This window comes from Clostridium sp. DJ247 (assembly GCF_014231265.1).
Genome location: NZ_JABAIW010000040.1, coordinates 16,345 through 28,829, shown reverse-complemented (window position 1 = coordinate 28,829; position 12,485 = coordinate 16,345). Strand labels below are relative to the sequence as shown.

Annotated in this window: 9 protein-coding genes and 2 pseudogenes; 4 read left to right on the top strand and 7 right to left on the bottom strand. The window is 31.8% G+C overall.

The window, feature by feature from the left end:
- Positions 1-144 precede the first annotated feature (144 nt).
- The 4 genes and pseudogenes from HGI79_RS15465 to HGI79_RS15450 all read right to left on the bottom strand — a co-directional run bounded on the left by HGI79_RS15465 (position 145) and on the right by HGI79_RS15450 (position 3,781).
- A complete protein-coding gene (locus HGI79_RS15465) occupies positions 145-1,494 on the bottom strand; it encodes a glycosyltransferase family 2 protein (RefSeq protein ID WP_185651600.1) in 1,350 nt (449 codons plus the stop codon).
- Between the two features lie 622 nt (positions 1,495-2,116).
- Positions 2,117-2,359: a hypothetical protein gene (locus tag HGI79_RS15460; protein WP_241428230.1), complete on the bottom strand. Its 243-nt coding sequence runs from the start codon at positions 2,357-2,359 to the stop codon at positions 2,117-2,119.
- A gap of 1 nt (position 2,360) precedes the next feature.
- Positions 2,361-2,753, bottom strand: a pseudogene (locus tag HGI79_RS15455) (glycerol dehydrogenase); the annotation flags it as partial.
- 527 nt (positions 2,754-3,280) lie between these two features.
- Positions 3,281-3,781 carry a nitroreductase family protein gene (locus tag HGI79_RS15450; protein WP_185651599.1) on the bottom strand — a complete coding sequence of 167 codons (501 nt, stop codon included), beginning with the start codon at positions 3,779-3,781 and terminating at the stop codon, positions 3,281-3,283.
- Positions 3,782-4,321: 540 nt separating this feature from the next.
- On the opposite strand from HGI79_RS15450, the gene HGI79_RS15445 reads away from it, so the two are divergent.
- Both HGI79_RS15445 and HGI79_RS15440 read left to right on the top strand, forming a co-directional pair.
- The gene (locus HGI79_RS15445; RefSeq protein WP_185651598.1) at positions 4,322-6,235 is read left to right on the top strand and encodes a M48 family metalloprotease; all 1,914 of its coding nucleotides are present in this window, start codon (positions 4,322-4,324) and stop codon (positions 6,233-6,235) included.
- Between the two features lie 513 nt (positions 6,236-6,748).
- A complete protein-coding gene (locus HGI79_RS15440; protein ID WP_185651597.1) occupies positions 6,749-7,156 on the top strand; it encodes a hypothetical protein in 408 nt (135 codons plus the stop codon).
- Here the strand turns inward: HGI79_RS15440 and HGI79_RS15435 are convergent.
- A pseudogene (locus tag HGI79_RS15435) lies at positions 7,139-8,406 on the bottom strand (YgiQ family radical SAM protein); the annotation flags it as partial. The gene HGI79_RS15440 and the pseudogene HGI79_RS15435 overlap by 18 nt on opposite strands.
- Before the next feature lie 278 nt (positions 8,407-8,684).
- Here HGI79_RS15435 and HGI79_RS15430 point away from each other — a divergent pair.
- A complete protein-coding gene (locus tag HGI79_RS15430; RefSeq protein WP_185651596.1) occupies positions 8,685-9,971 on the top strand; it encodes a glycoside hydrolase family 18 protein in 1,287 nt (428 codons plus the stop codon).
- Positions 9,972-10,725: 754 nt separating this feature from the next.
- Here the strand turns inward: HGI79_RS15430 and HGI79_RS15425 are convergent.
- Entirely contained in the window at positions 10,726-11,073 is a 348-nt protein-coding gene (locus HGI79_RS15425) for a helix-turn-helix domain-containing protein (protein WP_185651595.1), read from the bottom strand.
- A 113-nt stretch (positions 11,074-11,186) separates the two neighbouring features.
- On the opposite strand from HGI79_RS15425, the gene HGI79_RS15420 reads away from it, so the two are divergent.
- A complete protein-coding gene (locus HGI79_RS15420) occupies positions 11,187-11,774 on the top strand; it encodes a nitroreductase family protein (protein WP_185651594.1) in 588 nt (195 codons plus the stop codon).
- Between the two features lie 238 nt (positions 11,775-12,012).
- On the opposite strand, the gene HGI79_RS15415 is transcribed toward HGI79_RS15420, so the two are convergent.
- Entirely contained in the window at positions 12,013-12,471 is a 459-nt protein-coding gene (locus HGI79_RS15415; protein ID WP_185651593.1) for a GNAT family N-acetyltransferase, read from the bottom strand.
- Positions 12,472-12,485 lie beyond the last annotated feature (14 nt).

The following is a 12,485-nucleotide window of genomic DNA, read 5'->3' as shown; positions in this document are numbered from 1 at the left end:
TAAATACTTTACAAAACAATTATACCATGTTATCCCAATTTATAAAATTAACTACATACTATCGTTATAATTTAAAACAAATATAATTTATCATTACATCAATTGTAAATTATCATCCTTACAAGGTATTATTGTCACTATTTTTTACTTCCATTTTCTTTTTAATTTAAAGAATTCCTGTAAATATCCCCATACAGAAACTGGGGACATAATCATCTGATAAAATAATGTAAATAGAATAAACCCAAATAAATTTTTTCTCACTTTCAAATTTAAACTTCTAAATACATATCTCTGATATATAAATAATATAGTATAACTTATAAGAGTTAATGGAAGAACTAGTAATGTCATAGGACCTACTATCCAGTAAATACCAAACAAAGCCAAAATCAACCCTGGAAGCCAGCAGAATGTATAAGCAAAATCAAGATATGGCATTATAAAATTTATACTTGTTAGATACTTAATGTAAATGTAAGGCTGCTTCCATGGCTTTATTGCTTTTAATGCTTCAATCATACCTCGTGCCCATCTGGAACGTTGTCTTGAAAAAGAATATAAAGTAGTTGGAACATCAGTAAATGCAACTGCTAATGGCTCAAAATATGTTCTCCAGCCTTTACTCAATAGAGTCCATGTTAAAACAATATCCTCACCAATTGCATTTGGCCATCCACCTATTTCTTTTATATTTTTCGTTTTATAAATACTATAGGCACCTTGGGCAACAAGTGTTCCTTGGTATAATCCCTGCAATCTTTTAATCGATGCAATACCAAGAAAATAATCCCATTCCTGAATTTTTGTTATCAAATTATCTCTGCTGTTGTGAACAAGTATAGAACCCGCAACTGCACAAACTTCACTTGGAGCACTTTTAATTCGCCCTATAAGATACCTTACAGCAGATTTATGTAAAAGTGTATCCGCATCAAGGGTAATAATAAGATCAGTCGTTGCGTATTTAAGACCAGTATTTAATGCGTTATATTTACCTGGATTTTCCTCACTAATTACTGATAAATCAAGATTCAATTTTTCTGCTGCTTTTATTGCATTTGATGTAGTCAAATCAGTTGAACCATTATCAATAACAAGTATTTTACATTTACCGGTATAGTCTTGTTTAGCAATGTAGCTGAGAGTATTATCAATTTTATCTGCTTCATTCCTCGCCGCAATAAGGATAGTAATATCATCTAACGGATATAAATTTTTAAATGATGGCTGTCTGTCCATTATTAGGCTAATAATTAAAAAAGCATTAAGATATCCTGGTATATATGCTATTCCCGTAATAATAATAATTGCAGCTGGCAATGAAACTATTTTAGAAAAATCTTTAATCCAGTTTATAGAGATATAAATTGAAAATACTATCCATATCAATGAAAAAATATGACTAACTAAAAACTTTACTGGTACAGATATATAAAATTTTCTTTTGTACTGTATTTTTTTATTCATATTAATATTTATATTACTCTGCATATTGGCCCTCTTTTATATAAAATAAAATTTGTAGTTGTTAAAATACAACTTCATATTATAATATATGCTGATCATAATGTTTTTTTCATATTTGTACTATAAATTTGTATAAATTTTTCATGAATTCTATTTTTATATCGTATTATTCAATTTTCAAAGCACATTGTTCGTATATCAAATTTCAAGAGTTACGTCGCTTTAAGTTACCATCAACAAGTCCAGCATATGTTATTGACTTTGATAGTTCTAGAAATCTCTAGGACTTTTATTTTAATCTATAAAACAAAAATTACTTTATATAAATTATTAAATAGCAAAATGTAGTGATTGTAATAAAAAATACAAAATCATCAACATCTAAAAAAATAGAAGAATAAGAAAACGTTTTGAAGAGAGACTTTAAGACAGCTCCTATTAATGAAAAATAGGTAACAGATATCACTTATATTGCATACTATATAAAAGATATAGCAGTTATGATAATAACACTAATCATCAATTATTCGTAAGTAGGAGGAGGTTGAAAATGGTTACTATTCGTATGTGGGTGCCCAGGAGAAAAGGATGTGCGCACCTACGTTTGACAAGTCCTGTTATTAAATGGAACTCAGTTGTTCACATTTCAGCGAGCGAAGCCAAGCACTGACATAGGGAGTCTTCTTGCTCCACTTGCGAAAAGCAGCAGCGGAACAGCTGTAACTACACCAAATCCTATAAGCAGAAGGATTACTACTGCATCTTCTCTCCCAAAAGCACCCAGTCCACTAAACTGCCTTGATGCTATATATGCTGCAGCAACCGGAGTAAGCATGGTTGTTTCGAGAGTTAGTCCAACTATAGAATTAACTCTAACGTACTTCTTCATTAATATCAGCTAAACAAGTTGGAAGTCCAATGCTCTTATTGAAACTATAAACCCTGTCACGTTCTTTAAATTGTTTGTCACATGTAAGCATAACCAAAACGCCATAGGAAACTACTTCTCCATGTAAATGATTCTTTTCTATCTTTTCTAATGTAGTACATCCATAATATACTGAATGGGCAAGGCAACTATTATAATCATTTATTACAAAAACTGATACAAGTCCTGTAGTAATTATTATGTTAAGAATTACTTGTTCTAGTTCATATGATACTTTGTGAAGTTTAGCATCTTCATAAGCTTTTTTACCATACTTTAAAAGTGGCTCTACACATCTACTGCTTATATCCACACCTAAAAGATTAGTATGGTCAAGTTCATCACCTCTTGCAGAAATTTTATAAAGTAAAAAAACCTTGTCTCAATTAATTAGAGACAAAGTCTAAAAAACCCTGCGGTACCACTCTACTTGTCACTTAAAAAGTAACCACTCAAAATATCTCTAGGAAAACCTATTTAATATTTGGCAATATAACGGTTGCTACCGGTGATGCTTACACAATAATTATATCTTCAGCCAACTACTCATGAGTGATTTTCAATTCCTTTAAATTGGAGTAACACCCCACATAACATAAGAAAGTACCGCATACACAACACCATCTTTTTTATTATTTAATTTCATTCTAAGCCTTCTTCCTAAAATCAGTTTAAGTTAGTGAAAATTTTGTATAATTATCTACATGTTGAAATCATATACAACAAAAAAAGTACAGTAAACTTTATACTATACCTTTTGTTAACATTCCTCGTAAAACTTAGCATTACTTAGTATTCCAAATACCTTTTCTATCTTCCCGTGTTTCCTCTGCAAATTTCCTAAAACAGCTTCTGTACTTCACATCCGGACTATTGGCTGGATTACCATCTATCATAATGTATTCTTGTTTTATTAAATCTATCTGCTGCTTCTTTTTGCTCATCTGGGTATCCAACAGGTATTATTGATAAAGGAATTACACTAGCTGGTAAATTTAAAAGTTCTTTTACTGCATCTACCCTATCTTCCATTGGGTAAACCCCTAACCATACAGCACCTAAACCCTTTTCCTCAGCAGCTATTAATATATTTTCTGTAGCAGCTGAACAATCCTGTACCCAATAGCCTTTAAATACTTCTTTTGATTCATCTCCGCAAACTACAATTGCTACATCTGTATTCAATAACATTTTTGAATATGGATGTACTTCAGTTATCTTCTTCATAATCTCTTTATCTCTTAAAACTATAAATTCCCAAGGCTGTTCATTTCCAGCAGAAGGTGCTGCCATAGCTGCTCTTAATAATTCCTCAATAATCTCATCACTTACCTTTATGTCCTTATACTTTCTTATACTCTTTCTATTTAATATTGCGTCCATATATATGCCTCCTAATTGTTTTTTTCATGATTTATACTTTTATTATAAAAATTAAGCTTTAAAATAACAAGTACGCACCATTTTAATTTATAAAATAAAAAATCTTCCGTTCTCATAAATACAATAATTTATATTTATATTGAATCATCGCCTAAAGTTTTATAACCACAGCATGGATAGGTTTTTATAGTTAATATGCCTGGTCCAAGGATATTTCAAGTACCTATTCTAATAATGCCTGCCTATTAAGGAAATATCAGAAGCTTTTAATAAGCCTCAAATTGTTTGCAACTTTATTATTTATATTATATACTAAAAAATAATATATTCCACTATTTCCAAGTAATCACCAAGTTACAGTTACCTAATAAGCAAACAGGCAGGTAAGTCTGGAACTACACCTAGAGGAGGCATTAACTAAAAAAGTGCATAACAAACAAACCATCCGAAGGACGTTTTTTTGTAGTTTCCTGTAATCTCAACATTATAGTGTATTAACAAAAATAAGCTCAAAGAAACGGTTTCACTCCGTTTTGTGCCTTGAGCGAAGCGAAAGGAATGTTTATAAGTATGGAAAAAAGCATAAAATTTAAGGAAAGAGCTTTAGGTATATTAGATACACTATCCGTAGTTGTAATGGTATTGCTGTATTTTATTTTGATACTGCTTATCTTCCTATTCGTACATGAAAGCTTCAAATCAAGACACGAGATGGCGGTATCTATAATAGTGATGATAATATTCGTATTACCGCTGGCAATACTGTTTTATTGCTTATCAAGAATACTGTTTTCAATATTCTTTCAGAAAAATGATAAGCTTGATGGACTCGTTATAAATAGAAAGGAATTCCCTCAGCTTTATAAAACCATTGATGAGATAAGGTCCATGTGCAAATGTCCTAAAATACATGTAATAGCATTGGATTATAGCAACAATGCATACATTAAAGAGGGATCTAGATTTTATCTTGCAAAGTGGAAAAAAAGATATTTAGTAATAGGTGTACCACTATTACTTCTATTGAACGAAAGAGAGCTTAAAGGTGTTATAGCCCATGAGTGCGGACACTTAAGTAAACTTCACAGCAGAAGCTGTCATCGAATTTCATGGAAAATCATAGGCTTAAAGAAATACTTGGATAAGCTAAAGAAAAAGGGAAAGCCTAACTCTATGATAGGTAAGATGGTAAAAAGATATGTGATTCAGCTTAATAATCTATACTTTCAATTAAGCAAAAACCATGAACTTGAAGCTGATATAATTGCTGCAAAAGTTGTAAGTAAGCAGACCCTTATAAATTCATTAATTAAGATGGAATTTTATGATGGCATTTTCAGCAGATACTTCTGGAGAAACATAACAGAACTAAATAAAAAGCAAGAAAAAGTTTTAGAGGATATGTTCTTCATGATGGAAAAAGCAATGAAAGGCAATCTTGAAATTCCTGAAGAGGTATATAAAAGCTTTTTAGAAGGAATAAGAAATTATTATTCCTTGCCTGGAAGTACTCACCCTTCTATTGTTGAAAGAGCAAAGTCATTAAGTGCAGCTATACCATCACTAGAGGGAAGATTCAATGGAGATTTGATATCAATTTTCAAAGACAATTATGAAAGTACAATAAGAACGCTATTCAAAGGTGAAGCAGATAATATACTACATAATATGAGCATTAAGTGGGCAGAGCTTTCTAAGGACCGCTGGGAGGAATACTATAAATATATAACAGGTATAAAGACCTCTCTGAAAGATATGGAAGCTATAGAAAAAGAAAAAGGCTTAGACAGTAAGCAGTGGCTTGATAAAGGATTTATAATAGAAGAACTTGATGGCAGTGATTCTGCTCTTGAAGTATTCAGAGAAGCAGAAAAGGTGGACAAGAAAAGTGTTGCAGCAAGATTTCATATAGCTCGTATTCTTCTTCAAAAGGGCGAAGAGGAAGGTGTTGAGATTTTCAAAGCCATCATGGAAGAAGATGCACAGCTAATTCCTAATTGTTGTTTCCATGTGGTTAATTATTATCTTTATAATAACAATAGAACCGAGGCAATAAATTATTATTACTATGCAGTGAATTTTATGAATACTAACGAAGAAGCTGCAGATGAAAGAGCTTCTTTATATATCAGCGATGAGTTTTTGCTCCATGATTTATCTGCTAAAACATTAGAGAAAATAAAAAATGAACTCCTAAGATATAAGGAGGTAAAGAAAGTCTACATTGTTATGAAGAAATTGAACTTAACCAAGGATTTTCCTCTGTATATAATTGCAGTTAAATATAAAAGGTTCTCTAGCAGAAAAACGGTTAAATCAATTCAGGATGATATATGTAAGGTACTCCACACCGAAGAAATCTTGCCTTGGGATTTCAAGGTTGTTCCACTGAATGGAAAGAATCTTAATATTGAGTACGACACAGATAGTATTTTAGGTTCGAGAATTATATAAACAGCTGTACTGTCAGGCACTTGATAAAGTGAAAGCTAATTTTTAGTTGAACGAATCCAGGGACGTAGCCGCTCTTTACTCCCACTTTGAAGAAGATGGGAGTATTAGAGCGGATAGTCATCGGATAAAATAAGATGTATTATGAATATAAAATAGCGTGGCTTCTTGGCCACGCTTTTATAGCTATGGCTTTTTGAAGCAGTAGCTTTCGTGGTTTTGTAAATAATTATGTGTATTCTCTTTCTTTTGACAAATAATTTTGAAATGATGTATAATGTTGGTTTTTTCAGTATGTATGTGGGAAAAACAATGTAAAACCTTTAGTTTTTCTTATTTCTAAAAAACATCAAACATAAAATGTTCTTATTTTGAGGCATAATGGATAAGCAATAATATGAAATTTTATCATAATATCAATAAAAACCACCCGTTTGACAAAAATACATCAATATTGTAAAATACAAAACTATAAGGTAATTTGTACATAAATAGTATTAAAAAGGAAGCGATGATATGATAAAATTCGATGACAAGTTTTACTATGAGTTTTTTAGATTAAATTACTCTGAAAGTTATAAAAGAAAAATAACGGATATACAAAAACAAAATAAAATAAAAGAAATTTTATCAGGTATAGATAACCATATTATACCAAACAGTTATCCTGAATATATGATTGATATAAATAGCCATTTAAGACAGGGAATTGTAGAAAGAATAGGATTTCCATTAATAAGTAAACAGTGGATTAAGCCTTTAGCAAAATGGATAGGTGACAGAAAATGTTTAGAGGTTATGGCTGGCTGCGGTTCAATTTCTTTTGCATTAAAACAAGAAAAAGTTAATATTATTACTACAGATGATTATTCATGGAACTATAGTGAGAATTGGAATGCTGATAAAAATTATTTCATATCTTAATCCTGAACGTACAAAAACCTTTTTAACATCAGGTAATTCTCTTAGCTTTTCAAGTAATCTTAAATATTCCATATGATCTACATCTAAATTTTCACAGGGACTTGGATGTAAGCACTGTTTATTTTTACAAGCACCAACTTTAAGTTGTTTCTTACATGCAGGATATCTAAAATTGGCTGTAGGCCCTCCAACATCATGGATATATCCTTTAAAATCTTCAAACTTTGTAATTTCTTTTGCTTCTTCTAATATTGACTCTTCACTTCTACTTTGTACAATTCTTCCTTGATGGAAGGTTATAGCACAAAAAGAGCAGCTTCCAAAACACCCTCTTGAACTTACTATACTAAATTTAACCTCTTCTATAGCTGGTATTCCACCTAGCTTTTCATAAATAGGATGGTAGTTTTTTTGATAAGGTAAAGAATAAACCTTATCTAGTTCTTCTCTAGTAAGTGGCATCTCTGGTCTATTTTGTACAACATACTTATTTGTATGTTTCTGTACTATAGTATTTCCTCTAACAGAATCTTGCTCTTCATACTGTATTTTGAAAGCCTCTGATATTTATTTTTATCTCTACACACATCTTTATAGGATGGTATTTCGATATAGTCATATACCTCTTCTATGTTATCTAAAACATAACATGTGCCTGGTACATGTCTAATATATTGTATATCTAAGCCATTGTTCAAGTTATCTGCAATCTCCACTATTTGTCTTTCACTCATGCCATAAACTAATAAATCTGCTCCACTATCAATTAATATAGATTTTCTTACCTTATCACTCCAATAATCATAGTGGGCAAATCTTCTTAAACTTGCTTCTACTCCTCCAATTATAATAGTAATATCTTTGAATGCTTCTCTTATTCTATTACAATAAACAATCGTCGCTCTATCAGGTCTTAATCCCATTTGTGCTCCTGGTGAATAAAAATCTTTTTCTCTCAATTTTTTACTCACCGTATAATGGTTTACCATATAATCCATATTATCTGCATTTACTAAAAAGCCTAACCTAGGTACCCCTAGTTTTTTAAAATCTTCTGCATCCTTCCAATTAGGCTGAGCTATTATTCCTACTTTATATCCTGCATTTTCAAGCACTCTGGAGATAATTGCAGTTCCAAAACTATGGTGATCTACATATGCATCTCCCGTAACTATAATAAAGTCTAACTGTTCCCAGCCTCTATCTATCATATCTTGCCTATTAATTGGCAAATACTTATTATCCTTCATATTTTCACCTTCTTTTGTATCTACAATAATTAAATATTAAATTCTTATTCAAACTACAATTATAACACTTTTTACGACATAATTCTTTAAAAAATTTATATCCTAATTACTGTATAATATGCTCTTATTTAATATTAGTTTTGTGTCTCTTATATTTGGGATGTGCTATATATTTACGGTCTTTTAAATTAGAAATAAATGAAAATAATATATTAGCATTCTTCTCTTTCTAACTCATATACTTATATAGATAAATCTTATTAGTAGAAGGAGATATCATGCAGATTCACGTTGTTCAACCAGGACAGTCAATATTTGGAATAGCTCAAGCATATAATTCCACAGTTTCATCAATTGTGGGAGCTAATGAAGTTCCAAATCCTAATCAATTAGTGGTGGGACAGACATTGGTAATTCCCATCTTGGGAAGCTATTACTGGGTTCAACCGGGAGATAGTTTGTACAGCATTGCTCGGAGATTTGGAATAAGCTATCAAACACTTGCTCAGATCAATAGAATTTCAGTTACCCAGCCACTGCAAATTGGATTAAGATTGTATATTCCTCCACGACCTAGAAGAATGGCAGAAATAAATGCATATGTTGAACCTATAGGTGGAACTGTTACCCCTGTACTAGAGCAGTCAGCTCGAAGTGCAGCACCATTTTTGACATACCTGGCACCATTTAGCTTCCGGATTCAGAGAGATGGAACATTACAAGCTCCTCCATTAGATAATTTTCCAGCCATCGCCAGAGCGAATAATGCAACCTTGATGATGGTAGTTACTAATCTTGAGGCAGGACAATTCAGTGCAGAGCTCGGAAGAATCATTTTGACAAATGCAGAAGTACAAAATCGTTTGCTTAATAACATCATTGCTACAGCAAGACAATATAACTTTAGAGATATACATTTTGATATGGAGTTTTTGCCGCCTGAATTAAAAGAAAACTATAACAACTTTTTAAGGAAGGCAAAAGCAAGATTATCGGCGGAAGATTTACTGATGTCCACAGCCCTGGCACCAAAAACAAGTGCCACTCAAGTAGGTGCCTGGTATGAAGCCCACGATTATAAAGCACATGGAGAGATTGCAGATTTTGTTGTCTTAATGACTTATGAGTGGGGATTCAGCGGTGGCCCGCCAATGCCTGTATCACCAATAGGTCCCGTTAGGCAAGTAATTGAATACGCTTTAACTGAAATGCCTGCTTCTAAAATTATGATGGGACAGAACTTATATGGATATGATTGGACACTGCCTTATGTACCTGGAGGACAATATGCAAGAGCAGTTAGCCCTCAGCGTGCCATTGAAATTGCAGCAGAAAATAATGTACCAATCAGCTATGACTATACAGCACAAGCCCCTTATTTCAATTATACAGATACGGTTGGAAAACAGCATAGAGTATGGTTTGAAGATGCTCGATCAATTCAAGCGAAATTTAACCTTGTAAAGGAGCTAGGTTTACGAGGTGTAAGCTATTGGAAATTAGGGCTTTCTTTCCCACAAAACTGGCTGTTGATAGAAGACAATTTTGATGTAGTAAAGCGATAAATTATAGAAATCATCTTGTAATATGACATTTCTCAAATTCTCCAAACATAATACTTTTATTAGTATCATATTTAGGCAATTTAACCAGTAATAGATTGAGAATATAATAACTGCAGAACTTTAAGGATTTATCAGTGCTGTATCTTTACCATTATAACTGATTATAATTATAATAATGCGAGCCTACATAGATTTATATAAATCTATGTAGGCTCCCTAGTATTGTCCATGGATTGTAGATAAATCAAATCTGCTATCAAGAGTGTTTTTTCATGGTCAAGCCACTTTTTTAAGACATCTAATCCACCTGCATTCTTCATTAGGATATATTTCACCGAATCAATTTGAAGCTCAGTTTTAATATCTTAACTTAGTGTAAAGTAAATTGTAGGAATTCCATTAGCTCACAAACTATCAAAATAGTCTTTTTCAAATTGTTCTAATTTATTTATCCTTATTATCTAAAGAACGGCTAATCTAGGAAAGTAAAGGTAACAAAGGTTCCTCCATAGCCAAGAGCAGTAATAGAAAATGCTAGTAACAGTCTTCCATTAGTTATAAGCTTTACTTAATCCTATTGAAAAGAATACTCCATGAGAGAATGCCGTTAAAATTCGAGCAACAAGCAGCAGCCCAACTATAACAAATTCTGTAGTTCCTATACTAAAGGCACTTATTGCCAGAGCTATTATAATGCAAGTGTTCCGTTCTTAGCTGATTAAAATAAAAAAGCTAAGAAAAAGTATAAATTAATCTATTTATATACTTTGTTTTGTACTCCCCATTGAGACATAAGCTCGAGTATAGGAATCAATGTTTTACCTTTTTTAGTCAGTGAATATTCAACTTTAGGCGGCATCTGATTATATTGTTTTCTATTAATGATATCATTCTGCTCCAACTCTTTCAGCTGTTGGCTTAATGTTTTATGTGCGATTTTAGGTAAGTTCATCTTCAGTTTTCCATATCTAATTACTTCATCTTGAGCTATAAGTGACAATATAGCCCATTTCCATTTTCCACCCATTACTGATAATGTATAACCAATTGGACAACCGTTGAATGGGCAACTATTTAATGTATCTTTTTTAGAATTATCCATATTTTACTCCTTTACTTACTTTTTATTTAGTATCTAACAATAAAGTGCATACTTTATAAGTATTGTATGGTATGGTACAGTTAAAATCAATAAAAATACTAGGAGTGATTAAAATGGAATTCTTTGATTTAGTAAAAAGTAGACGTTCTGTTCGTAAATATTCATCTAAACCAGTAAATAAAGAAGATGTCTTAAAGATATTAGATGCTGCTAATTGGGCACCATCAGCAATGAACCGCCAACCATGGGAATTTGTTGTTGTATCAGGCAAATGGATACAGAAACTTGGGAATAGTTATAAGGGGGTTGTAGAAGAATTTACACGACAGTCAAATTTATTGGATGATAACCCTATTATTTCCAGTGAGGATTTTGTGAAATTTGCAGCAGTTTATGGCGGTGCCCCTATAATTATTGTTGTTTTAGTTAAAAAAGATGATGATTCTGATTGGCAAAAAGCTAATCTTGAAAGTGCCAGTGCTGCAATGGAAAATCTGATTCTTGCTGCTGCAAATTTAGGACTTGGTACATGTTGGATGACTGGACCTCTTAAGGATGAGAATACTATACGACATATTTTAAACATTTCTGATGATAAAGAAATTGTAGCAATAACACCATTAGGATATTCTGATTTGAAACCAAAACCAATATTACGTGTAGATCCAAAGTTGGAGAAAAAAATTAAATGGTTTGAGTAATAAATAACTGATAAATTAGAAATGCCTATGGCTTCTGTTAAAGATGACGTAGGCTTCTTAATTGTACTAAAATTTAATTTGTATGTCCTGAATATAAAATTAGACTACTCTTATTCTTCAAATTCTCTAATAGTTATACACACCACATGTCCCCTATTATTTAAATCTTCTGACGTATAAAATTACTCTTTCTACACAGTTTAAGAATATTACGTATTATCTTAATTAAATACTGTGACTATTTAACAAGTTTGACTTCATATATTTTAGATGGCTGTCCATCTGGATAGAAACCTTCTCCTATGTATTTAAAACCATACTTTTCATAAAACTCATTTAACTCAGTACAAAGATAAATACTCTCAAAACCCTCTAATCCAGCATCTTTCTTTACCTGCTCAATCAATAAACTTCCCAATGCTTTTCCTCTATGCTCTTTTTCGATATAAAGTGAACATAACCATGGCGATAAGTCTATTCTGTTTATAAAATCATGGTCTATTAATCCTGTGCAGCCGACAATTTGGTTATCAATTTCTAACAGATACCAATATGGAACAGGCTCCTTGGTGTTTACACATCCAAAAATACTATCTTCATATAATTGATAATTAGTTTCGTTTCCCCATTTACTGTGAATATATTTTGCAGCAATTTCTTTATAATTTGGTTCTTGCCTTACAGAAATAATCCTCATCTATTTTCTCCCTT